Annotated in this window: 21 protein-coding genes; 2 read left to right on the top strand and 19 right to left on the bottom strand. The window is 43.6% G+C overall.

Features of this window, described 5'->3' with window-relative positions; translation table 11 throughout:
• Positions 1-143: 143 nt before the first annotated feature.
• The 15 genes from hypE to EO124_RS07585 form a co-directional block, all read right to left on the bottom strand.
• On the bottom strand, positions 144-1,154 hold the full coding sequence (hypE, locus tag EO124_RS07655) for a hydrogenase expression/formation protein HypE (protein WP_127059025.1): 1,011 nt from the start codon (positions 1,152-1,154) through the stop codon (positions 144-146).
• A 113-nt stretch (positions 1,155-1,267) separates the two neighbouring features.
• Positions 1,268-2,386: a hydrogenase formation protein HypD gene (gene hypD / locus EO124_RS07650; protein WP_127059024.1), complete on the bottom strand. Its 1,119-nt coding sequence runs from the start codon at positions 2,384-2,386 to the stop codon at positions 1,268-1,270.
• Positions 2,346-2,597 carry a HypC/HybG/HupF family hydrogenase formation chaperone gene (locus EO124_RS07645; protein WP_021842409.1) on the bottom strand — a complete coding sequence of 84 codons (252 nt, stop codon included), beginning with the start codon at positions 2,595-2,597 and terminating at the stop codon, positions 2,346-2,348. Before EO124_RS07645 ends, hypD begins: the two co-directional genes overlap by 41 nt.
• 121 nt (positions 2,598-2,718) lie before the next feature.
• Positions 2,719-5,004 carry a carbamoyltransferase HypF gene (hypF, locus tag EO124_RS07640; RefSeq protein WP_127059023.1) on the bottom strand — a complete coding sequence of 762 codons (2,286 nt, stop codon included), beginning with the start codon at positions 5,002-5,004 and terminating at the stop codon, positions 2,719-2,721.
• 53 nt (positions 5,005-5,057) lie between these two features.
• Positions 5,058-6,497 (bottom strand): thioether cross-link-forming SCIFF peptide maturase, encoded by a 1,440-nt coding sequence (scfB, locus tag EO124_RS07635; RefSeq protein ID WP_127059022.1) that lies wholly within the window; start codon positions 6,495-6,497, stop codon positions 5,058-5,060.
• A 267-nt stretch (positions 6,498-6,764) separates the two neighbouring features.
• Complete coding sequence (gene scfA, locus EO124_RS07630; protein ID WP_004693318.1) at positions 6,765-6,908, bottom strand: six-cysteine ranthipeptide SCIFF; 144 nt, start codon at positions 6,906-6,908, stop codon at positions 6,765-6,767.
• A 206-nt stretch (positions 6,909-7,114) separates the two neighbouring features.
• On the bottom strand, positions 7,115-8,125 hold the full coding sequence (locus EO124_RS07625) for a metal ABC transporter solute-binding protein, Zn/Mn family (RefSeq protein WP_127059021.1): 1,011 nt from the start codon (positions 8,123-8,125) through the stop codon (positions 7,115-7,117).
• Positions 8,126-8,229: 104 nt separating this feature from the next.
• Complete coding sequence (locus EO124_RS07620; protein WP_021842405.1) at positions 8,230-8,844, bottom strand: ECF transporter S component; 615 nt, start codon at positions 8,842-8,844, stop codon at positions 8,230-8,232.
• 164 nt (positions 8,845-9,008) lie between these two features.
• Positions 9,009-9,851: a hypothetical protein gene (locus EO124_RS07615; RefSeq protein ID WP_127059020.1), complete on the bottom strand. Its 843-nt coding sequence runs from the start codon at positions 9,849-9,851 to the stop codon at positions 9,009-9,011.
• Positions 9,848-10,255, bottom strand: a complete 408-nt coding sequence (locus EO124_RS07610; protein WP_021842403.1) for a hypothetical protein — start codon at positions 10,253-10,255, stop codon at positions 9,848-9,850. Before EO124_RS07610 ends, EO124_RS07615 begins: the two co-directional genes overlap by 4 nt.
• Before the next feature lie 128 nt (positions 10,256-10,383).
• Entirely contained in the window at positions 10,384-12,519 is a 2,136-nt protein-coding gene (locus EO124_RS07605) for a heavy metal translocating P-type ATPase (protein ID WP_127059019.1), read from the bottom strand.
• 5 nt (positions 12,520-12,524) lie between these two features.
• Positions 12,525-12,809: a DUF6110 family protein gene (locus EO124_RS07600; RefSeq protein WP_127059018.1), complete on the bottom strand. Its 285-nt coding sequence runs from the start codon at positions 12,807-12,809 to the stop codon at positions 12,525-12,527.
• 172 nt (positions 12,810-12,981) lie between these two features.
• Entirely contained in the window at positions 12,982-13,161 is a 180-nt protein-coding gene (locus EO124_RS07595; protein ID WP_127059017.1) for a FeoB-associated Cys-rich membrane protein, read from the bottom strand.
• Positions 13,162-13,352: 191 nt separating this feature from the next.
• Positions 13,353-15,782 (bottom strand): ferrous iron transport protein B, encoded by a 2,430-nt coding sequence (gene feoB / locus EO124_RS07590; protein WP_127059016.1) that lies wholly within the window; start codon positions 15,780-15,782, stop codon positions 13,353-13,355.
• A gap of 1 nt (position 15,783) precedes the next feature.
• Positions 15,784-16,026: a FeoA family protein gene (locus EO124_RS07585; protein WP_127059015.1), complete on the bottom strand. Its 243-nt coding sequence runs from the start codon at positions 16,024-16,026 to the stop codon at positions 15,784-15,786.
• 562 nt (positions 16,027-16,588) lie between these two features.
• Here EO124_RS07585 and EO124_RS07580 point away from each other — a divergent pair.
• Positions 16,589-17,851, top strand: a complete 1,263-nt coding sequence (locus EO124_RS07580; RefSeq protein ID WP_127059014.1) for a DEAD/DEAH box helicase — start codon at positions 16,589-16,591, stop codon at positions 17,849-17,851.
• 154 nt (positions 17,852-18,005) lie between these two features.
• Here the strand turns inward: EO124_RS07580 and EO124_RS07575 are convergent, their stop codons facing one another.
• The gene (locus tag EO124_RS07575; protein ID WP_127059013.1) at positions 18,006-20,492 is read right to left on the bottom strand and encodes a DNA topoisomerase III; all 2,487 of its coding nucleotides are present in this window, start codon (positions 20,490-20,492) and stop codon (positions 18,006-18,008) included.
• 256 nt (positions 20,493-20,748) lie between these two features.
• Between EO124_RS07575 and EO124_RS07570 the strand changes: the two genes are divergently transcribed.
• Positions 20,749-22,344 carry a peptide chain release factor 3 gene (locus EO124_RS07570; RefSeq protein ID WP_127059012.1) on the top strand — a complete coding sequence of 532 codons (1,596 nt, stop codon included), beginning with the start codon at positions 20,749-20,751 and terminating at the stop codon, positions 22,342-22,344.
• A 623-nt stretch (positions 22,345-22,967) separates the two neighbouring features.
• On the opposite strand, the gene EO124_RS07565 is transcribed toward EO124_RS07570, so the two are convergent.
• The 3 genes from EO124_RS07565 to rnmV form a co-directional block, all read right to left on the bottom strand.
• Positions 22,968-23,810 carry a polysaccharide deacetylase family protein gene (locus EO124_RS07565; RefSeq protein WP_127059011.1) on the bottom strand — a complete coding sequence of 281 codons (843 nt, stop codon included), beginning with the start codon at positions 23,808-23,810 and terminating at the stop codon, positions 22,968-22,970.
• A 356-nt stretch (positions 23,811-24,166) separates the two neighbouring features.
• Positions 24,167-25,027: a 16S rRNA (adenine(1518)-N(6)/adenine(1519)-N(6))-dimethyltransferase RsmA gene (gene rsmA / locus EO124_RS07560; protein WP_127059010.1), complete on the bottom strand. Its 861-nt coding sequence runs from the start codon at positions 25,025-25,027 to the stop codon at positions 24,167-24,169.
• 156 nt (positions 25,028-25,183) lie between these two features.
• Positions 25,184-25,723 (bottom strand): ribonuclease M5, encoded by a 540-nt coding sequence (rnmV, locus tag EO124_RS07555; RefSeq protein ID WP_127059009.1) that lies wholly within the window; start codon positions 25,721-25,723, stop codon positions 25,184-25,186.
• Positions 25,724-25,850: the final 127 nt, after the last annotated feature.

The following is a 25,850-nucleotide window of genomic DNA, read 5'->3' as shown; positions in this document are numbered from 1 at the left end:
GTTAAATATATTTATCAACTAAATAAACACTTCATTTTACTTTTAATAAATTTATAAATCAAAAAAGCAGTTATAAAGTAAAAATTTTATAACTGCTTTAGCATATACCTATTAAATTTTATCTATAAAAATATTAGAGTTCTTTAACAAATTCTCGGCACTTGGTCCTCACCCAACTGATCTAGCAAGCGAACACCGCCGAGCGCTGTTTTAAGCCCCACCTTACCGGCATTGGCACTTAGCACCTCACCGATACAAGCGGCTTCACGGCCATATTCGTTAGCATGCAAGATTTCAAGCACTGTATCGGCCACATCGGCTTCGACGACGAATACGGCTTTCCCTTCGTTCGCTAAATAGAGTGGATCATAGCCTAAAATACTGCACACGGACTGTACTTCATCATGAATCGGTAAGGCATGTTCATCTACACGGATACCCACATTCGCCTGACCGGCAATTTCATAGAGCGTTGTAGCTAAACCACCACGGGTCGGATCACGCATAACAGCCACTTTATTCCCCACTGCATCAAGTACTGCCATAACCATATGATTCAGTGGCGCACAGTCGGTTTTAATTGTTGGTGGTAATGCCAGTTCATAGCGACTACCCATAACGGCAATGGCATGGTCACCAAGCGAGCCGGATACAATAATCTTCATGCCCGGCTGCACACGGGTGGGGTCGATATTAATTCCATCCGGAATCATCCCCACACCGGCTGTGTTGATATATAACCCGTCCACGGCCCCTTTTTCAACGACCTTCGTATCGCCGGTCACAATGGAAACGCCTGCTTCTTTGGCCATATCGGCCATAGTTGCCAAAACGGAATCCAAGGTTTTCACCGACAACCCTTCTTCCAAGATAAGGCCGCAGCTCAGATATAACGGCTTAGCCCCGTTCATTGCCAAATCGTTAACCGTACCGCATACGGCTAATTTACCGATGTTGCCACCGGGGAAAAACTGCGGTGTTACCACGTAGGAATCGGTGGTAAACGCCATGCGTCCAGCAGGCACATCGAATTGAGCACCGTCATGTAATTTTGCCAATGCGTCATTTTTAAAATGAGGCATAATATATTTTTCCATCAGTTCATGGCTGAATCGGCCGCCATTGCCATGAACCAAGCGTATTGTTTCATCCATAAATTACTCCTTTGCCGGCAAACCGCATATCAGCAGGCTCGCAATAAAGGTATTCAAATAGAAGTATTCCACTAAAGATATTCCAATAAAAGCATCGCCCAAGGGCTCTGTCTTTATTCTTCCCAAGTCATACCGCCGCTGGCACGACCGTATTTATACCAAGCCGCACAGCTTCCTTCTACAGACACCATGCAGGCACCTACCGGATGGTCGGCCGTACATAACTTACCGAACAAACCGCATTCGTCGGGACGAATTAAGCCTTGTAAGACGCGACCGCATTGACAGCCTTTCGGCACACCGCCACTTTCAATAGGCCCGAGTGGAATCATGCGCTCCGCATCAAAGGCAGCATATTCACCTTTTAAGCGCAAACCGGACTGCGGAATCACGCCGATACCGCGCCAGGTATCATCAATCACTTCATAGAGTTCATCCATAAGCTTCACAGCCACCGGATTCCCTTTTTTAGCGACCACCGACTTATATTGATTGCCCACATAGTACTGACCGCTCTTGCGCTGTGCCAATAAATCGCGCACCGCCGCCAAGATTTCAAGGCCGTCAAAACCGGCAATACAGGATGGCATGTGGCATTCCGTCGGAATAAAGCTATATGGTTCTTCGCCGATAATAACACTCACGTGCCCCGGTAAAATAAAGCCGTCCAGATGGCCTTCTTTTTGATTAGCCAACGCCCACAGAGCGGGAGGTACCAATTTATGAGATACCAAGAAGAACACATTTTTAAGACCGGACATTGCCACCGCCTTAACGGCCGCCGCAATAACGGCAATAGTCGTTTCAAACCCAATGACCAAGAATACGATTTTTTTATCCGGATTAGCTTTTCCGAGTTCAATAATTTCCAAAGGACTGTAGATAATGTGGATATGGGCTCCGCCGCTCTTCGCTTCCCACAGATTACTGTGCGTGCCCGGAACTTTGAGCATATCCCCGAAAGTGGCCACAATCACATCATCCATGGCCGCGTAGGCCAGCGCTTTATCCATATATACCTGGTCGGTTACACATACGGGACAGCCCGGCCCGCTGACGAGCTCGATACCGTCCGGCAACAATTGGCGAATCCCTTCGCGGAAAATTGCCACCGTATGGGTACCGCACACTTCCATGAACCGAACTTGTTTGCCCAGCGTATGAAGTGCCTTTATTTCTTCCAACAGTTCATTAGCGACCTGCGTTTTTTCCTGCAAAGTAATTTTCTTCAAGTTCTTCCAACTCCTTAAAGGCTTCCATTGTTGCATTAGCCTCTTCTTCATCTACGATTTGGACGGCGCAACCGGCATGAACCAGTACGTAATCGCCAACCTTGGCTTCCGGCACCAACATGAGATTAACATCCCTGGTTACTCCCGTAAGCTCAATCGTGCCGATGAATTCATTTACTTTTATTAATTGAGCAGGTACTGCTAAACACATAGTGTTTCCTCCTAACTTTCAAACGGAGTTTTAATAACTTCTTTGATCAAAACTGCTTGTTGCCGACAAAATATATGACTCCATATATTCTACCGTTTTATTCACGGTTTTCAGATTAACCTTACAGGTCAGCCAACTTCTGGTGACCTAGCCATAATTGTCCCAAGGCTAAACCGCCGTCATTAGGCGGCACTTGACGCGGCAACAGCATAACTTGATCGTGATTTATACTCATCATTTCTTCGATAAGGCGTCTATTTTGAAAAACGCCGCCGCAAAGAATAACTTGCTTAATATTATATTGAGTGCACAAATGCTCCATCGTTTCCGTAATGCCATAAGCTAAGGTTCGATGGAACGACGCCGCCAAAACGCGTTTAGAAATGCCGTCACCCAAATGACCGATAATATCCTGAACCAACGGTTTAAAATCAAGGATTTTGCCGTCAAAAATAAATTCCTTAATTTTGCCACGCTCACCATAGGCTAATTGTTCAAGGCTCATGGCAATCTGACCGTCAAAGGTGTGCTCATTACCAAGGCCCAACAAGCAGCCCACCGCATCGAATAAACGACCCGCACTGCTGGCGTCAACCATAGGCATATTGTTTTTCATCATAAAATCCAACAATTCCCAATTATCCGGCAATTGATTGAACCACGGTTCAAGCCAAGCCGGTGTATCATCGCCAAATTTATCGCGTACATACCAAAGAGCCTGACGCCACGGTTCTTTAACAGCCGCTTCACCACCCGGTAACGGGGCCGTATGTATATGAGCTAAACGCTGCATGGAATGGCCTTGGCAGAGTAAAAACTCACCGCCCCATATAGTGCCGTCTAAGCCATAGCCGGTGCCATCGAAACAGATACCCAAAACGGGCTCCGAATCCAGCCCGTATTCAGCCATAACCGCCGCTACATGGGCATGGTGATGTTGCACCTGAATAAATGGAATATTGTGCTCTTCACTATAAGTTTTGCCATATTGGGAAGAGAAATACTGCGGATGATAATCGGCTACTACCGCTTCCGGTGTAAGGCCGAATAAATCTTTATACCGATCGATAGTCCAAACCAGACTGTCGTTCATGGCCATATTTGCCAAATCACCGATATGAGGGCCCATAAGGACTGCCTCGTTACGATTCATGGCAAACGCATTCTTTAAGTCGCCACCCATGGCAAGTACCGTCTTTTTACCTTCATTCGGTAACCGAACTTTAAAAGACGTAGGCACATAACCGCGGCTGCGACGGATTTGCAAGGTTTCACCCTTAACCACTTCCACCACCGAGTCATCAACGGATGCCACGATGCGACGATTGTGAACGAGGAAATAATCCGCCACATTTTTCAACTTAAGAACGGCTTCCTCATCCTTAAAAATCACCGGTTCGCCGCTGCGATTACCGCTGGTCATAACCCATACGGCACCGGCCGGCAGCCAAACTTCATGGACCGGCGCATAAGGAAGCATAATCCCCACATAGTGATTATTAGGCGCTACCGCCTGCCACGCCACTTTAGCATCGCTCCGTTGCGGTACTAATACTATAGGCCGCGCCGGCGATTGTAGGAGTGCTTCTTCTTCCGGCGTAATATGGGCAATTTCTTTCGCCATTGCCAACGAATCCACCATAACCGCTAAAGGTTTATGCGGCCGTTGTTTACGCTCTCGAAGAGTCATAACGGCCTTCTCATTCGTGGCGTCACACACCAAGTGATAACCGCCTACCCCTTTAAAGGCAATAATATGACCGGTCATGACGTAGTCACGGCCCAAAGTGAGCGGATCCAAATCCGGTGAAGTTGCTTCTAATTCACCGTTATTCACTTCATATAATGTATATTGCGGGCCACATACGGGGCATGCATTCGGTTCTGCATGATAACGGCGATTGTCTTCCGACTCATATTCGTTCTTACAAGCCGGACAAAGGGGAAACTCCTTCATTGATGTAAATTTACGGTCATACGGCACTGTCTCTACAATGGTGTAACGAGGTCCGCAATGGGTACAGTTAATAAAGCCGTAATGAAAACGGCGATTCATCGGATCGTGCAGTTCCCTTCGGCACGCCTCACACGGAGCCGTATCGGCGCCGATAAACGTAGCCGGTTGTTTCCCCGCCGGCGAAGGCGCAATGACAAATAGGCTGTCCTCCTTTAAAGGAATCTCATATGCCTTAACCGTATCAATGCGTGCTATAGGTCCCTTTCGCTCTTTTACGGCGTCAACAAATTTTGCCAACGCCTTTTCCGTACCCTGCACTTCTACATAAACACCGGCATCGTCATTATAAACAAAACCCGTTAATCCCAGCTCTCGTGCTACAACCGCAATCAGGGGCCGAAAACCGACCCCCTGTACTATCCCTGTAAATCGTATACCTTGTCGCTTCATAAATAGTTCCTTTATTATATACTATTTGCTTACTTGTTATACGGTATTTAGTTTTACATCCAATTATGCTGTTTGCGTTCCTGGAAGGCCGGATCCTCCTTCGGCACAATCCCTTGTTCACGCAATTCATCAAGCTCAGCCTGGATCATAATGGCGCATTCAATGCGTTTTTTCTGCAATTCACAACCTAAAGCATATGGTTCGTGAATAGTCCCTGTAAAAGTTTCATTATTGGCATGGCAACCGCCGGAGCAGAAGAATTTAGCCCAGCAAGCGGCACATGTCGGTTTTGTAAATACATGAGTATTGCGGAATTCACGAGGAATATCAAAGTTTTTAAGACCTTCGTACACATTCCCCAATACATAACCGTCACGACCGACAAACTGATGGCATGGGTAAATATCGCCGTTCGGTACGATGGCCATGTATTCATGACCGGCACCGCAACCGCGCAAGCGTTTAGCCATACATGGGCCACGATATAAGTCCATGCGGAAGTGGAAGAAGTTGAACTTCTCACCCCAACCTGCTTTTTGGCGTTCCAAATACAAATCGGCAAGCTTTTCGTATTCTTCCATCAAAGCCGGTAAATCTTCTTCACGAAGTACATAGTCCCCTTCTTTACCAACTACCGGTTCCATGGATAAATGTTCAAAACCGAGGTCGGACATGGCGATAACGTCTTTCGTGAAATCGAGATTATTATGCGTATAGGTACCGCGTGCATAGTATTCAAGACCATGACGCTGTTTAACCGCGTTAATCAAGTTTTTGGCAACGGTTTTATACGTATCCGTACCGCCGGCGCTCGGACGCATGTGATTATGCACTTCTTCACGACCGTCGATAGATAGTACCATGCTCAATTTATGTTCGTTGAGGTAATCAATTTTCTCCTGAGTCAACAACACACCGTTAGTAGTCATGGTCATTTTGAAAATCTTATTGTGCTCAGCACCTACTTTTTCAGCATACTCGATGGTCTGCTTAACGACTTCCCAGTTCATCAATGGTTCGCCGCCAAAGAAATCTATTTCCAAATGTTGACGAGGACCACTCATAGAGATTAAGAAATCAACGGCACGTTTGGCCACATCAAAACTCATGAGTTCACGTTTTACCCCGCCGTAATCGCCCTGGCTGGCAAAGCAGTAACGGCAAGCCAAGTTGCAGTCGTGAGCAATGTTAAGGCATAATGCTTTAACAATCGGTTTTTCAGCCGCCACCAATTTGAAATCTTCAGACATTGGTGCATAGAGCATTTCATCTTTAATCAAAGCGTCCAATTCGTCTAATAATTCATTGATTTCTTCCGGTGATTCAACCCCGTCAAAAGCCTGATGAACCGCATCACGATTCGTGCCGTCATAAATGTCGAGCACTTTATCGGTAAATTCGTCAATCACGTGAATAATACCGCTATTTACATCAAGACAGAAATACTTATCCTTCATCTTGAATTTGTGAATCATTGGTTTTAATTCTAACATGGTACCTCCATATATTTAATAGTTACTACTACCTTTATATTATACATCATTTATCTACTTTTAGCTTAAAAAAAAGGTTCTACCATATATGAAATAATGACATACAAGACCTTTCGAAAATTCTGATTTATTAATTTTGCATGCCTTGGGTTGTTTTAAATATAGCTTGAATTACTTTAAATTATAAAAATAAAATAAGACCCAATCACTATCACATAATGATTGGATCTTATTGGGTCATTGACGTATCAAAACAGATAAGAAATCTTATTTCTGTTTGCAAACCTGGTTGCCTACAGTGCAGCTTGTTTTGCAAGCGGACTGGCAAGAAGTCTGGCATTCGCCGCAGCCACCGGTTTTAGCAGTTTTCTGTAAAGATTCAGTGTTGATTGTACGAATTCGTTTTGCCATGGTGTTCAACCTCCTCAAAATACTACTATACGTTACTTTTATTTTAACATAGTAACGCGATAATCGGCAATAGTTCAGTCAATGCGAAATATCAATATCCCCTATGTGATTGAGAAATACGTTGATAATTCTCTTTTCTTTTCAGCCTCAAAAAGTACTATAAACCACCTAAAACAGCCTTTGACATTCTTATAAAATACGTATTATTAAGCACCTAACGCTGTTTTTAGTACCTTCAAATTATCTTCCATAATAGATAAATACGTAGCCCCTGCTTTCATTTGTTCTTCGGTTAAGCCTTCTACCGGATTTAACATATACACCTTAGCGCCCGTTTCTTTGGCAATAGCCTCGGCGAGTTTTGGATTAACTAATTCTTCACTGAAGATGGCCTTTACTTTATGCGCTTTGACAAAACTGATAATCGACGCCATCCGTTCCGGCGTAGGTTCCGCGTCCGGCGCTACCCCCATGATGCCCAATTGGGTAAAACCGTAGCGATTGGCCAAATAGCCGAAGGCCTCATGAGTTACGACCAGCTCTTTATTTGGAATCGTTGCTGCAAATGCTCGGTACTGTGCATCTAAAGCTGTCAATTTTTCTTTATACGCTTTGCCATTGGCTTCATAATAGTCTTTGTTGGCCGGATCGGCTTCACTAAAGGCCGCCACTACGGCGTCCACTTCTTTAGCTACATTCATCGGATTGAGCCAAATATGAGGGTCCACCGTACCATGATGATGGTCATGACCGTCATCGTCATGATGCGCTGCATCAGTATGATGATTGTGATCATGGTCAGCTTCCGTTTCATTATCAAGCTCTACGGTTTTAATCGGCATAACGTCAACCGACTTTGCCAACTCCACCGGTTTAGCCTCTTTTAAAATATCCGGAGCCAATAATTTTTCACTCGGTTCCAAACCGGCGCCGTTATAAATAAATACTTTCGCCTGTCCCACTGCCTTCAAATCTTTTACGGTTGGTTCCCAATCATGCGGTTCTGTTCCCGGCGGTACCAATAAAGTTACATTCACCTTGTCGCCCCCAACTTGCCTTGCTATATCATAGGCCGGATACACCGTCGCCACTACGGGTAAGCCCCCTTTGCCGACATCACCGGTGCTATCACCCAGACCACAGCCTCCCAGTATAGCGGCGCCCGCTACCAAAACGGTAGTCAACACAGCTGTAAGACGCCATTTGTGCCAATTCATTTGAATATTCATTTCATCGCCTCTCTTTCATCAATATCTATTCATATATCAATATATACATTCAAAAAGCCCCGACATGACGTCGAGGCTAATGGTTTAACATATTATTTATCTGTTTTAAGTTTAGCCCTGAGCGCCATGACTACCGGCGTACCTACTACCACAGCCGCCAATGCTTCAAGCGGTCCGTGGAATACGGCTACACCAATTACAATATTTGCCACATGGTCTACAGGAATCCCTTTGGCTGCTGCATATGGTTCTGCATAGATAAGGTAAATCAAGCCCATTACCATTACGGTATGCACGATAGTGCCTACGAATAAAGCAAGCATAACACGCCACACCGGTCTTTGAATCGGCAAATAACGATATACATAGTATGCAATAGGTCCGATTAACATACGTGGTAATATGGAAATAATCGGGTTTAAAAATACGAAAGACATGATGTTTGGTTGTACCATGTTTTGAACCAAACTGTAAGACCCGAAAATGAAACCGATAACCATACCGATTTTAGGACCTTCTAAAAGTGCGCCGATTAAAGTCGGAATATGCAAAATAGTCGCATAAATCGGTGGAATCGGAATAAATCCTAACCCGCTGACACCCAGTACTACGGTTAATGCGGACAACAAACCGATAACAGTCAATTGTCGCAAGCTGAATCGCTGACGCGGATACGGACTTTTCGTATCCATATTATCTTTTTCCATGTAAAAAATCCTCCGTTCTCATTCCTATTCGGATATAAGTCGAATACATATTTAATTCTAAAACCTCAATTTTTCAAAAAAAAGCAATTGCTGAAAATTGCACAAAATCTATTATACCATATAGCAGTACATAGTACGACAGATTACATAATGTGCCTTACAGGCTATTTCGCCTGTCTTTTCAAAATAAAATCTTCTAAAAGTAAACCTAAACCAACAGACATTCCAAGTACTATGAATTCAAGCAAGCCCGGGGTGATGTACACCAACCAATTGCCTTGGAATACCGGCATCAGGAAGTATAACAATTCCATAAAGAAGTCCGGCTTCCAACCATACATCAAGTGGCCGTTGATGGCGAGCCATACCAAGGCGGTTACCATAATACGAGCCAAGCGAAGGCCTTGTTTTTGCCCCATACGCGGATGCAAATAGATGGCAATAACACCCATGGTCCAAATAACAAAACCATAGAGCCAAAGTTGTAAAAAGGTAAATACTTGCGGACTGAGTTGGGCTGCCAATATTGGATCGGGCACATTTAAAAATAACACATCCCCTAATAACAGCATAGGTACCGGCAAGGAATAGACCGCCATATCCAAGGAATCATCGAACCAGCGATTAAACCGTGGTCGCTCCGCAAAAAGTGTCAAAATAACAGCCACAATAGTCATGGCCAATAGACAGACCGTAAATACCACAACCCAGCCAAGCATAATCATACCCATGCTGCCGGATGCAATGGCATAAGGAATAACACTGTCACCTAAGAAGAAAAAGGTTAAGCACCAAATCCAACTATATGCATATAAACTGTTACGCCACGGATAGGTCAAAAATTGTTGCAACTTATCTTGACGGCGCAACACCATAGGCGTCAAGAATGAAAGTACTAAGAAAGCCACCATGCCCAAGGACACACCTTGTAATGCCAATATAATCATAGTCACCGGCAATACGATAGCAAGATTTAAAACAAACATGCGCAATACATTTTTTATCATTTAGCGGCCCTCCCTCTTACGAGTGAATTAAGTATATAACCGGCCGTCAACGAAAGCGAAACCTGAATATACATAACAATTACAAAGGCTATATCACGACCAAAGCTTGGCAAGCCCCATAGGAATGAAAAATCGCCTACAAAAAAGGTCTGATACGTGGCCAGCTGAACGATGACCCAGCCCAATATATAGAAAATACGGCCCACTCGCTTTTCTTCCGGACCGAAACCACTTCGCTTCGAAGATAAATACGCCACCGGCACCAATAATGACAACACCAAATAACTGACAAGCGCCACCATGGCACTGGACCCGTTATGAATAGTGTAGGCACCTAAGGGTACTAATATGATGAAAAAACTCATATATAGCGTGCGTCCCAAAATATCCGCAAGGACTTTCATACTAAAAACCTCCTACATCCTTATCTTAACAGTATAATTTTACTATAGGACGCCTTAAAACTCAACCGCAAAAGGCGGTGCTCCGAAGAACACCGCCTTAAAACTGCTTATAAACACCTTAGTTTCGCTTACGCTACAACACGAGCCGTCGTTTCAATTACCGAATCATCATCTTCAGATTTAGCCGGTAACAATGGCGTCATACTGCGTAAACCAATACCTAACGTAAACAGATTATGCATCCATGCCGTCGTGCTTGGTGTCAATACCTGGAATAAACCAAGACCTACCAAAGCGCCGTTAACACCGACAATGGAGTTGTAATTAAATTGAATACGATCCATCAATTGCATAGCAATGCGACGTAAGTCTACAAGACTGGAAAGATTATCGGAGGAAACCGTAACATTGGCGATTTTCTGAGCAATCGGTGCCCCTTCATTCATCGCAACGCCTACATGGGCTTCCGACAAGGCCGGCGAATCATTGATACCGTCGCCAACCATCATAACCGTATACCCTTCTTCTTTAGCTTTCTTCACATAAGCCGCTTTATCGCCCGGCAATACTTCCGCATGTACTTCGTCGATGCCGATCTCACGTGCAACTCGTTCTGCATTGCGTTTGCTGTCACCGGTCATCATAACGACTTTTTTGATCCCCAATTCGTGAAGTTCTTTAATAACTTGTTTTGCTTCTTCACGTACCGGATCTTTAATGCAAAGAACCGCAGCCAAACGGCCACTGATAGCTAAGTATAAATGAGAGGAGGAGTCCGGCAAATTGTCGAATTTTTCCTGTTCCCCTTCCGGAATAACAACCTTTTCATCATCAAAAATAAAGTGCGCACTGCCGATACGGCATTTGCGATTGCCCACTTTCGAGGCAATACCGTGAGCTACAATATATTCAACCTTAGAGGAGTGTTTTTCCTTATGAGGCAAATTATGCTGTTCCGCTGCATTAACCACGGCTTTTGCCATAGAATGAGGGAAATGTTCTTCCAAGCAAGCAGCGAGCATAAGCATATCATCCGGATCATGATCTTCAAAGGTAATAATCTGTTCAAATACCGGTTCTGCTTTAGTTAATGTACCTGTTTTATCAAAAACAACCACATCAGCAGCGGCAATTTGTTCCAAATATTTACCACCTTTTACGGTGATACCACGCTTAGACGCTTCTTCCATGGCAGATAATACAGCCAACGGAATGCTTAATTTTAAAGCGCAAGAGAAGTCAACCATCAAGAACGATAAGGCCTTCATCGTATTTCGGGTCAATAAATACGTTAAGATAGTGCCGGCAAAACTGATTGGCACTAATTTATCGGCCATGTGGAACGCCTTCTGTTCCATACCGGATTTCATCTGTTCCGATTCTTCGATAAGAGCCACAATTTGTTCATAACGCGATGATTTGGAATTACCGCGAACTTCGATTACACAATGGCCTTCTTCTACGACGGTTCCTGCATATACCGAAGTAGCTTCATCACGGCGAACCGGTTCAGGCTCACCTGTCATGGAACTTTCGTTCACAAGGACAACGCCTTCTACTACTACACCATCCAATGGTACCACTTCACCTTGACGAAGTACCACAAGATCGCCTTCGCCAACTTCGGATACGGGACGACTCACTTCAACGCCATCCACTTTAACCCAAACTTTATCCACATTGAGGGACATACTTTCGGCTAAATTAAGGACAGATTTACGGAGTGTCCATTCTTCCAAGGTTTCACCAATACCCAAGAGGTACATAACGGCGCCCGCCGTGGATACGTCACCACGTAACAAGGATACGGTAATCGCTACGCCATCCAATACTTCTACAGTTAATTTGCGATGCCATAACATAGTTACCGCTTTTTTCGCAAATTTTAAAGCATTAAACCAAGACCACACCATATTGATTGGTGCCGGTAACAATAACTTTTTACCTAAATACATGAGAGTCTGACTAATCATGGACTCTTTGTATTGTTTATTGACAAGTCGCGGTGAGTATTCCGTCAATGCCGGTGCATCTTCGAAATTCAAATCATTAAGTGCCACCAATGCATCACGAACAGCTATTTCATCCCCTGTATGGTGGATAATAATGTCACGTGAACGCGTAAAAAACTGAGCTTTTTCAATCGCCGGATTCTGCAGCAACACTGATTCTACATAGGCAGCTTCTGCATCATCAAACAACCGTCCGGTGCATCTAACATGAAGACGTTTCGATAATCTTTGAATAACCGAAAACTTCAACATATTAATTATTCACCCTTTTCTTCGCCTTGTTCTTCTTCAAACAAAGCTTCTTCTTTACGGCGATTTTCGTTGATTTCCTGAGCATCTGCCAAAATGCTGCCGCTGGAAGCCTGTACTTTTTCAGCAGTCTGCATTACGCTTTCTTTAGCGCGAAGACCTGCTGCTACAACATTGGCATACACTTTCTTAGCATCTTTGCTGGTCAACATTTTAAGACCTACAGTACCAAGAGCCAAACCGGCTGCGAATAAATTAGCGTGTTTTACTTTTTCTTTGTTTACGTTGAACATATAAATCTCACCTTTCCTCTACAATATGTAAGGTGCTGTAATGCTCCTTACAAAAAATAAAATAAGCGCCTATTGCTTTATAAAAATAGCCAAGGTCTACCCGAACCTTGGCTACTTTTGCCGTAAATCCATCGAATACACTGTATTCGTCAGTCATTACCCTTATGAAATCCTATTTGTTGCCCCCACAACCGCAGCCACAACCGGAGGAAGAAATTTCTTTCTTCTTGCCGTTACCGCTACCACCGCAACCGCAACTGCAGCCGCTCTTGCCGCTTAAGGTCTTATACGCCTTGCGAGCAACAAATAATACAGCGATTAATCCGATAAGATATACTATTAGGTTCTCCATTATCATACACCATCCTTAATCAATAATCAATAGCGATTTGTAAAAATTTTGAGAAAACATTGATTGGCGTTATATTCTCAACGATTATCAGTAGTTAATTCTCATTTAGACTATCATGGGAACAAGCTAATAACTTAACAGAAAAACGCATTTCAGTTTTGATTCATTTAATAAATAACTGTTTTTTTCAATCAATGGAAACCAAGTAAACGACCGCCATTGTAGACGATAAAGGCTGCTACCCAAGCAAGGGCCGTTGAATAAACAACAAAGAAAGTTAACCAGCCCCAACCGCCGGCTTCACGTTTGAATACGGCCATAGCCGCAAAACATGGCGGATAAATAAGAACGAACATCATCAAACCAACTGCAACGAGTGGTGTGAATGAAGGGTCCTGACGTAAGTAAACTTGCAATGGCTGTTCATTATCTTCATCAGCCGCAATAGAGTAGATTGTACCTAAGGTACTTACCATAACTTCTTTAGCAGCTAAGGCTGTAACCAAGGATACGCTCATCTTCCAGTCGAAACCAAGCGGTCTCATAACCGGTTCGATAAATTTACCGATAGAAGCTACATAAGAGCCTTCCAATTTTTCAGTAGATTCTTTCTGATCGAGATCCCCAATAGCTTCGTCTTTTTCTTGATTATTCAAGTAAATTGCCCAAGCAACCGGGAATGCATCAGCATTGGCAACTTGAAGATCGTGGAAATAATCAGGAACTTCAGGTGCAGCATTTGCATCTTCAGCTGTAGCAGCTTCGTCAGTCGCAGCGGCTTCGCCGTTAAGACCTTCATCACCGATTTCTTCTTCCCCTTCTTCAGCGGCAGCTTCGTCTTGTTCTGTCTGAATAGCTGTCATTTCATCAACCATAGCCATAACCGGCGCTTTTTGTTCATCCGTAGCAATACCATACTGAAGCAAGATTGCATTATCGCGAGCTTCATACTCTTGCGTTACTTGATCGCGAGCGGCGTCAAAGTCTTGAGACATTGGTACATCTTGCGGATAGGATGCTAAGAACCAAATCAACACGGACGCTGCTAAAATGAAAGTACCTGCTTTTTTAAGATATAAGAAAGCACGTTCCCACATATGCATTAACACACTCTTAAGAGTTGGCATATGGTATGGCGGTAATTCCATTACGAATGGTTCGGATTCGCCCGGGAATAAGAATTTGCGGAAGATTTTAGCCATTACAATCGCCAATACGATACCGGCAAAGTAGATGGCAGCCAATACATTACCACGTTGTGCTACCGGGAAGAATGCCCCGATGAACAAAGTGTATACCGGCAAACGAGCACTACAAGTCATGAATTGGGAAACAAGAATCGTAATCATTCGATCGCGGTTATTATCCAAGATACGAGCACCCATAATAGTAGGAATACTACAACCATAACCCATAAGGAGGGGAATAAAGGATTTCCCGTGTAAACCGCAGGCACGCATGATACGGTCCATTACGAAGGCCGCACGTGCCATGTATCCGGTGTCTTCAAGGAACGCAATCCCTAAGAATAAGAGTACGATAAGCGGTACGAAACTCATTACCGCACCAACACCGGCGATGATACCGTCAACCACCAAGGAATTCAATTGACCTTCCGGAATTACTGCACCGGCCCAGTCGCCAAGGGCCGTAAAAGCATCTTCAATCCATCCCTGTGGATACGCACCGATCGTATTAACGAGGTTAAATAAGAGCCACATTACGAATACGAAAATCGGTAAGCCCCAAATACGATGGGTAAGCACTTTATCGATACGGTCGGAACGGGTTTCGATTTCTTTAGGTGTACCTTTTATAGCATTATTATAAGTAGCAACGGCAAAGCTGTGACGGAATTCTTGGAAAATAATTTCTAAATCAACTTTGTCTTTAAGCTCTTCGCGCCACTGTTCTGCTTTTGCCAAAACCGCTTCGGTACGTTCAAAGGCTTTTACTTTTTTAATTACATCAGGATCGGCTTCCAATAATTTAATAGCCACCCAACGCAATGGATATGTAATGGTATCTGCTTTCTCGAGTTCATTAACAATATCTTTAATAGCCGGTTCAAGTTCAGGACCATAATCAATAGTCGCACTTGGTTTTTTAGCTTCTTTGGCTACATCGATAACAGCTTGTAATAATTCGGTAGTCCCTACATTATTACGACCAACCGTTTCGACGATAGTAGCACCGGTCAATTCACTCAATTTCTTAATGTCAATATGAACACCCATTTCTTTGGCCACGTCGGACATGTTAAGCGCCATAACCAACGGACGTTCCAATTCCAACAATTGAGCTGCTAAATATAAGTTACGTTCCAAATTAGATGCGTCAATAACATTAACGAGAACATCCGGCTCATCATTAATAATTACGTTACGAGCTACTAATTCATCAAGGGAACGAGCTGTTAAGCTGTATGTACCCGGTAAGTCAATAAAGAGTAAATCTTTACCGCTAAAAGTACATTCCCCTTCTTTCTTTTCTACCGTTACACCGGGATAGTTACCAACATGTTGTTTGGCACCGGTAATATTATTAAAAATTGTTGTTTTACCACAGTTCGGATTACCGGCCAGAGCAATTCGGATAGACGTGGTACTTTGGTCACTCATTCTAGGCCTCCTGACTCACTTCAATATCAATAGTTTCTGCTTCGCTGACACGCAACGCTAAATCAAAGTTTTTTACTTTAATTTCAATGGGATCACCCAAAGGTGCGAATTTCATAACACGCACGAAAGTCCCCGGTACGAGGCCCATGTCAACGAGACGGTGTTTGATGTTACCGGAACCGCGCAACTGTTTAATTGTGCCCGCTTCGCCGGTTTTCATCGACGCCAATGATTTTATCACTATCTACACCTCCTTGTGGCCGAACCAAACAAACTCATCTTCAAAAATTTGCTTAAGAACTGCACTGAAACTGATAAAAAATTACAATTAAATTATAACATAGTCACTGAGAAAATCAATAACCATTTTCAATATCGAATCTTATGAATGCAGATAGATAATCTTCAATTTTCATTATCATTGCTCATCTTTTCAGTATTTTCTCATGAATAACAGCCTCGCCGTTCTCATTCTCATTTGAAATACCTTCTCTTTTATTATCAATTAGAATTAAACTGCAATTATTATCAAAAGATTATCAATTAAATAACTATTCTCAATGAATTATTAAAATATATATTTCGCAAAAAAAGTATGCGCTTAAGTTCAAATTATCCTAAATATATCGATTCTTTTATATAAATCATCTATATATGATATAATAAAAATAGATTTAGCTAATTTAATATCAATGAATCCTATTTATTCTACAAAATTAACGGTAACAGCTAATTTACAAAGTCCCCCTATTCCCCTCCGGGACTCATCACTCAAAGTATTACGAATTAAAAATAAGGAGACATATATGAAATCATTTCAAACTCTTGGCGTTGTGCCCGAACTCATAGATTCCCTGGCCAAACAAGGTATTAAGGAGCCTACCCCGATTCAGGAACAAGCCATTCCCCCTGCCTTTAAAGGCAACGACTTGATTGCTATGGCACAAACCGGTACGGGTAAAACTCTGGCATTCTTGATTCCTGTCTTGCAGCGTATCAACATCGAAGTATTCCAAGAACAAGCACTTATTATTGCCCCAACCCGTGAATTGGTAAAACAGATTGCTGACGAAGCCAAGGCTATCGGCGATATTTTGGGCGTCGATATTCTTCCCCTCATCGGCGGTCGCACTATTGAAGGGCAGCTACAACAATTAGGCCGTCGTCCTCATGTTATCCTCGGCACGCCGGGGCGTTTATTAGACCACGCCACACGCGGTTCCCTTCACCTCGATACGGTGCGCCGTGTAGTTCTCGACGAGGCGGACCAGATGCTTCACATGGGCTTTTTGCCGGATGTAGAATCTCTTATTGAAAAAACTAACGCCAACCGTCAATTATTACTCTTCTCCGCTACCGTGCCGGATCGCATCCGCAGCCTTGCCAAAACCTATATGAAAAAACCAATGTCCGTAACGGTTAAAGGCAATAACGTAACCTTAGACACTATTGAACAAAAGGTTATCATGGTAAAACCGGAAGAAAAGTTGAACCGTTTAATGGCCCAACTAAGAGAAGACAATCCGTATTTAGCCATTGTTTTCTGTAATAAAAAAGAAGGCGCTATTAAGCTTTCCTACGAATTAACGGCAGCCGGTTTTAACATCGGCGAATTACACGGTGATTTAACACAAGGTCGTCGCACGCAAATTCTGCGTGATTTTGCCCGTGCCCGTACGCAAATCTTGGTGGCTACCGACATTGCGGCTCGCGGTATCGACATTGAAGGCATCAGTCATGTATATAACTATGATGTGCCGCATGATGTAGATTACTACATTCACCGCATCGGCCGTACCGGTCGTGCCGGTACCAACGGCATTGCCATTACCTATGCGACACAAGCGGACGAAACATGGCTTCGCCGTATCGAACGGGCTATTGAAGCAACATTGACAAAATACACCACCGACGGTCAGGTGAAAACCAAAGGCCGTGCGCAAGCACCTAAGAAGGCAACGGCATCCAAAAAACCGGCCATAAAATCATCTTACCAAGCTACCAAAGCGAAACGACATAAAGCAACAGGCCATAAAGGGGTTAACACAAGACGCCGTCGCTCTCGCTAATAGGATTTAATGTCCTATAACCCGATTTAATAATACAGTGTCTTTCACTATAAGCACTTACCAGCACATATAAATAAAGGACTACTCTCGTAGACACGCCGTTCGTACTTTGAATAGCATGTTCCTACAAGAGTAGTCCTTTTTTATAAGCAACTTACTTAAAAACAACCGGTTTCCCATCTACATCAGCCACGGTAGTGCGACATTTAGGTTGATTGGCACAAGTCCAACTTGTATTGCCATTACGCACAATGGCTACTAAATAGCCTTCGCCGCAACGTGGGCACTTATATTGCAAGGTCCCTTTTTCCTTAGCCGCCGCCAATGCTTGCGCCACCTGGGGGTCAATAGAATCAGCACTTCCTCTGCCGAAGCCGGTCGAATTCCCGGTCGGATTCCCGGTCGGATTTCCGCTCGGAGTTCCGGTCCCATTTCCGTTTAAAGGTCCACCTTGAACTTTACCGGCATTCGAAGGGTTTGTTGCAGGCTTAGTAAAATTACATTTTGGGTAATCGGTACAGCCGTAAAACTCCCCGAATTTACCGTTTCTAAGTCTTAATTTCCCCTTACCGCAACGCGGACAAGCTTCGAGCTTACTGAGCTCTTCGTCCGACAAAGCTGCACCGCCTCGATTAACAGTATTACCGGTTCCGCCTGACGGGCGTTTCACTGTACGCACGGTGCTGACAATATTAAAACCGTCTGTATCGAGACCATCCATATTCATGCCGCTATTTGCCTTGTTAATCAAACTTTTTAAGAATTCAATCTGATCGGTCAAAAAAGAATCCAATGTATCCCGACCTTCGCTGATAGCCGCCAAACGTTCTTCCCAAAGAGCTGTTTCATCGGGATAGAGCATTTCCTCCGGTAAAGCATCCACCAAAGTATACCCCAAAGAGGTAGGCTGAATTACTTTCTTTTTGCCTTTTGCTGACATAAACTTACGTGTAATCAACTCATCAATGATGGTGGCCCTGGTTGCTTCCGTACCGATACCGGATACGGCCTTCAATTGCTTTTTCAAATCCTCATTCTTCACATACTTGTGAATTTCTTTCATCGCCTGCAATAAAGTGGCTGCCGTAAAACGGCTCGGCGGTTTAGTCTGCTTCGCATCAATAGCCATATTATCTACATCAACAGAATCGCCTTTTTTTACATTTGGCAGTTCACCGCTCTCTTCAATAGGCTGTTTACGTTTTTTCCCCGCTTCTTGCGAATCTGCCTCTTCATCACCGGCCGAATCATCCCCATCATGGCCGTCATCCGATGCATTATCATCCTTTTTAGCTTTTTGATACAAAGCCTTCCAGCCTACTACCAAAATAACGCGGCCATGAGCGACAAATTCCTCATCACATTGGGTCACTGTTAAACGAGTTTGCTCGTATTCATGTTCCGGATAAAACTGCGTAATATAGGACTGGGCGATGAGAAAATAAATATTTCGCTCCATGTCCGGCAACGTAGCCATGTTACAAGCCACCGTCGTTGGAATAATAGCATGGTGAGCGGTGATTTTCTTATCGTTCCAAGCCCGTGATTTAATAGTTAAATCAGCACCTTGAGCCCATTCGCCGATAACGCCGCTGTTTTTACTTAAATTCTGTATTATTGCATGACGATCTTCAAATTGATTTGTCGGTAAGTAATCACAATCCGAACGGGGGTAAGTAGTCAATTTCTTTTCATATAATTTCTGCGCCGTATCAAGCACCTGCTGTGGGTCATAACCATACGCCTTCCCTGCTGCAACCTGCAAGGCCGACAACGATAAAGGCAGACGCTGGGCTTCTTTTTTCTTCGTCTTCTCTCGTTTGGAAATGACGCCTGTCTTACCATCCATCAAGCGCTTCGCTAATTCTTCGGCTACCGCTTTTTTTATTAAACGACCTTCCGGATCGAGACCGATTTGATCGTCTTTAGGCTGCCACGTGGCCCAGAAACTGCCGTTCGGATGTTTGTATAAAACTTTTAAGGTAAAGTAATCAACGGGCACGAAATTTTCCAGTTCCCGTTCACGGCGAACCACCAAGGCCAAGGTCGGTGTTTTTACACGACCAATCGGAAAGGTCACCTTATTGCCTTGGCGGCGCTGTTGCAAGGTGTAGGCTCGGGATAAATTCATGCCTACGAGCCAATCGGCGCGGGCTCTGGCCAAAGCTGATTGCTGTAAATTATAAAAATCCTTATTATCACGCAAATCATTGAGAGCTGCGCGAATCGACTTTTCATCCAACGCATTCAGCAAAATACGCTGCACCGGTTTCGTATTATTTACGTACACTAAAATCTCATCAATAAGGAGCTGTCCTTCGCGGTCCGGGTCACCGGCGTTAACAATTGTATCCGCATCTTCTATAAGCTTTTTAATAGTCTGAAACTGCTTAGCACTGCTCTTCGTCACCAGCAATTGCCATTCGTCCGGCACTATGGGCAAATCGGCGGCATTCCAACGCTTAAAGCGTTCATTATAGTCCCCCGGCTGAGCCTGTTCCAACACATGTCCAAAGGCCCAAGTGACTACATCATCGCCTTGCACAATAAAACCGTCGCGCTTTTGCACATTCTTCTGCTCCGGTAAATATTTACTTATTTCTCGCCCCATACTGGGCTTTTCGGCAATAAATAATCTCATAGGCCCTCCTTTGTCTGTTCTATTATACACTAAACCGGGCGTTCATAAAAGGAACCCATTCATACCGGTGGTGCGGATACGCCCCAATGGTGCTTCTCATCACCAAACATGCACTCCATGATAATGGTCCACCCCTGGCCCACGCCTATACCGGTATTCCTGCGACTATCTTAAATTTAATAAAATGAATTTAATGACAAAACGCCCGTCATTAGTATATAATTTTAAGGATAGATAATTTGTATGAGGTGACAACATGACATTCTTAGAAGAAGTTAAACGCCGACGCACGTTTGCCATCATTTCGCATCCGGATGCCGGTAAAACTACATTAACTGAAAAACTGCTCCTTTACGGTGGTGCTATTCACTTAGCCGGTTCCGTAAAGTCTCGTAAAACTCAAAAATATGCCGTATCCGACTGGATGGAAATCGAAAAACAACGTGGTATCTCGGTAACAAGTTCCGTGCTTCAATTCGATTATGACGGCTGCCGTGTAAATATCTTGGACACGCCGGGTCACCAAGACTTCTCGGAAGATACCTACCGTACCTTAATGGCCGCAGACAGCGCCGTCATGCTTATCGACGTAGCGAAAGGTGTGGAAGCGCAGACAAAAAAACTCTTTGCTGTATGTAAAGAGCGCGGTATTCCTATTTTCACCTTCGTCAACAAAATTGACCATTTCGGCCGCAATCCCTTCGATTTGATGGAAGAGATTGAAAACTCCTTGGGCATTCGCGCCGTTCCTATGAATTGGCCGGTTGGCATCAACGGTGAATATCAGGGGATTTACGACCGTGAAACTCACACGGTTGACCTTTTTGCCAAAGACGAAACACATGGTCAGCAAAAATTGGCATCTACCAAAGAATCGGTAGACGATCCGGCATTTCGTGAGTTATTGGGCGAAGAAGTGCATCAGTCCTTGATTGATGATATTGAACTCCTCGACGTAGCAGGTGACGAATTCGATTTCGATCGTGTTCGTGCCGGTGAATTAACACCAATGTTCTTTGGTTCCGCTATGACCAACTTCGGGGTTAAACCGTTTTTAGAAAAATTCCTCGCCTTGGCCCCATCCCCGGCTCCTCGCCAGGCCATTGAAGAGACTGTAGAAGCGACTTCCGAAGACTTCTCCGCGTTTGTTTTCAAAATCCAAGCCAACATGAACCCTAACCATCACGATCGCATCGTGTTCATGCGTATTTGCTCCGGTAAGTTTGAAAAAGGCATGTCCGTGTTGCATCGCCAATCGAATAAAAGCATTCGTCTCGCGCAGCCGCAACAGTTCTTGGCTACGGAACGTACGATTATCGACGAAGCCTATCCCGGCGATATTATCGGTGTTTTTGATGCCGGTACTATGGGCGTAGGCGATACTCTTTGTGCCTCTAATCACAAAGTAACCTTCGGCGACTTCCCTGTGTTCCCGCCGGAATTTTTTGCCCGCGTCAGCCCGAAAGATACAATGAAACGTAAACAGTTCCAAAAAGGGATGACTCAATTGGCCCAGGAAGGTGCGGTACAGATTTTTGAACAGCCTCATTCCATGGATTCCTTCATCGTCGGCGCCGTTGGTATGCTTCAGTTTGAAGTATTACAGTATCGTTTGCGCAATGAATACGGTGTTGAACCGATTACCGATTCCCTTCCTTACAGTGTAGCCCGTTGGGTAAAAGAAGATGTGGATATTAAACAGCTTAAAGGTCTTGATAATGCCATGGCTGTTAAAGATAATCGAGGGCGAACCGTTATTTTGATAAGTAATGAGTGGCAAATGGGATGGGTTGTGGAACGAAATCCTGATGTGACGTTCTTAGAGACGCCGGCGCTGAATGAGCATATTTAGTGTTTTCTTTGGCGGGTAAACGCTTAAATCTTATAATATAAAAATAGAGATGGTCCGTGCCGAAAAGTAACTGTGCTTTTGGCAGATAAAAGCTAGAATACTCAATATAAATAGAGAGGACCCGTGCCGAAAAGTGACTGCGCTTTTGGCAGATAATAATTAACTCATAAATAAAATAGAGATAGCTCGTGCCGAAAAGTGACTGCGCTTCGCCTATAAAACTTCTCTTACACGAGCTATCTCTATTTCTTTTATATCATCTCAATTTAAAAGATTATCTGCCTAACGTATCGCCATAAAGCTTTTCATATACGGGTCCTCTCTATTTCTTTATATCATCTCAATTCAAAGTTTTTATCTGCCAAAAGACAATACTATACTTTTTATGCCCTGCCATCTCTATTTTTATATCATCGTAATTCACTGCATTTACCTGCCAAAGAAAACCCTGCCCTCTCTTCCATTCAGCGTCCGGCGTGACTCTAATTCAGTTCACATCAGGATTTCGTGGAAGAGGAGTGTTGAGGCTCTTAGTAAGACCCACACACTGAATAAAGGTCCCACATGAGGAACGCCTTTTGATGTGAAACAGCCAGGCTTCCGATGTGGGACCTTTGTTCAGCTTAGAACAATGGCACTATTGATGCCAAGGTTGGATGGTTATGGGCGAGGAGGAAGTCACGAAGTGACCACAGGCCTCCGATGATTTCTACGTAGTGGAGGCGTAGTTGCATGCTTAGGAGTGGGTTGTCTCCTTCGAACACGGGTACGCGGTCCAGGTTAAAGCGGTTTTCACCACTTCTTACATTCCCTGTATCAACGGTAAAAGCCAAGCGATAGCCTGCTGCCTGAGCCAAAGCGTCTACTTGCGGGTTGGTAAAGCCGCACGGATAGGCGATGTATTGCACCGGATGGCCTAGGGTAGCTTCTAATAATGTTTTAGAATGGCTAAATTCATTAGCCACCGCATCGCTGGAGAGTTTCCGTAAATCTTTATGCGAATAGGTATGAGATTCAACTTCAAATATATGGCTTGCTTCCATTTCTTTCAGCTGCTCCGCCGATAAGAATCCGGGCGCGCCAATGGAGTCGCCAATCATAAACAAAGTGGCCTTCATGCCGTATTCTTTTAAAATTGGCATTGCTTCGGTATAGTTGTCTACATAACCATCATCAAATGTGATTACGACCGGTTTACTTGGCAAAGGCAAATTATTTTGCAAATAGCCGTATAATTCTTCCATAGTAATCGCATGATAACCTTGCTCTTGTAAATATGCCATTTGATTTCTGAAATCCGAAGTTTTCATTGTCAATGGGGAAAATTTTTCATCATTCACTTGATGATAGTTTAAAACGGGAATCCCTCGCAGTGTATACACCGGTGCGGTAAAATAAAACACCAAAGTCGCAAACACAACTAAAATAGCGACTACACCAATCACTTTACCTGTTAAACGTAACATTACGCTTTTAACTCCTATGAAACTCTTGCAACTTATATTTTTGAAAACGCAGTCTAACTTTCTAATTACTGCTTACTATTGCAACTTATATTTTTGAAAATGCAGGCTAGCGTTCTAATTATTACTTGCTATTTCATTATTGCTTGCTATTTCATTAGTTCATTGCAAACGACTAAGCTACTATTTTTAATCAAAATAGTAGCTTACTTTGATCATTAAATACCAGCCGAATTTTATTTAAAATTTCAACTGACATCTAATAATACGCCTATACTTTTAAATTTGCAATAGTTATTTTTTGAAAAATAATTTTATACCCTGCTGTAGTGTTTAATCTTTACTTTTGAAAAATAATTTTATGCCTTGCCGTAGAGTTCATGCCAAGCATTAGCCAAAGCGGCAAAGTCATCTAAGGTAAAGGTTTCACCGCGCAAATTGCCGTCAATGCCGGCTTTTTCTAAAATAGCCGCAATCTGTTCTTTAGCGAGACCGGTTGTTTTCATAGTGTTGCTAAATGTTTTACGACGCTGCGCAAAAGCGGCCTTAATAACGCGGAATAAGAGTTTTTCATCAGCCACTTGTACCGGCGGTTCCTTACGCAAACGACAGCGAATAACTGCACTGGTTACTTCAGGTGGCGGCAAGAAGGATTTAGGCGACACTTCAAATACAATATCCGGTTCCGTATAGTACTGTACGGCCACGGAGAGTGCACCATACGCTTTGGTTCCCGGTTCGGCCACCATGCGCTCTGCCACTTCTTTTTGCACCATTACGACGAGTCGCTCAATGGGAAGTTTCATTTCCAATAGGGACATAATAATCGGCGTCGTAATATAGTATGGTAAATTTGCCACTACTTTAAATGGTTTATGGTTCATTAATTCAGGAATATTTACTTTTAAAATATCTCCGTGAATTATATTAACATTGTCATAGCCTGCTAAGGTCGTATCCAATACTTCCAACAAACGGCGGTCCAATTCTACGGCCGTAACATCCGCTTTACTCTGCGCCAGGCCCTGTGTAAGCGTACCGATGCCCGGTCCGATTTCCAATACCGGCTCCCCCGGTACCAGCTGGGCTGCTTTTACAATATCATCTACTACATGACGGGAGATGAGAAAGTTTTGTCCCAACTTTTTACTCATGTGAATGCCAAAGCGTTTGCATATGTAATGCACTACTTCGGGACTCGCAATAATTGATTCTAACATATATATCCTTTCAAAAGAGTACTTTAACTCAGTGTATTCGCACTACTGACCGATAACAATACAACCTATTATCATATCATGTAAGCGCCCGACTAGCCGCGCATTATATCAAGTAAGCCTCCAACTAGCTGCTTATTATATCGAATAAGCACCCGACTAGCCGATCATTATGTCGCGCATGGCCTCATTAAAGCCCTCACGGGTAACGCCATAGTGATTTAAGCGGTATAAAAACTGCTTGCTGTTGCCATAACCGATGCCCAGTTTAGCACCTGCAATGGCGCGATTATCGGCGCTGCGTGGTGAACCGGTTAAGTTATGAGCCACCATGTCCTGCATGGTAAATTCTTCTGACGACTCAATCGACTGTGTATGTAATTTTCCTAACGCTTCACGAATGGCTTCCGGTGGCGCTTGTTCAATCCCAATATCATCGTTAGCGGTTGCTAAGTCGCGCGAGATAAATGCATGCTGCGCATCCGGAAATTTTTTGGCCAAGAAACGACGAATTCGTTCGCCCGCCGTGTCAGGGTCGGTAAAAATAATAATTCCTCTTTTTTCATAGGCAACTTGTATTTGCTCCAATACCCCTTTGCGTAAAGTAAATCCTTCGGTAGCAATACAATCAGCCTCTACTGCTTTGGCAATCTGCTGAATATCCGACTTGCCTTCGACTACGATTACTTCTTTTAACATAAGTATTTCCTTTCCACAATGGCCAAACAATCAACTGTGAATAACATAGGCTTTATAGCTACTTAATTTTACCAAATTTTTCAAAAATAATAAAGAAGAGGCTATAACAACATGCGGGTCAAAACGC

The sequence above is a fragment of the Veillonella ratti genome, assembly GCF_003992115.1.
GTDB classification, from domain to species: domain Bacteria; phylum Bacillota; class Negativicutes; order Veillonellales; family Veillonellaceae; genus Veillonella_A; species Veillonella_A ratti.
The sequence above is the reverse complement of the archived record's forward strand: the minus strand, read 5'-3'. Positions and strand labels throughout refer to the sequence as shown.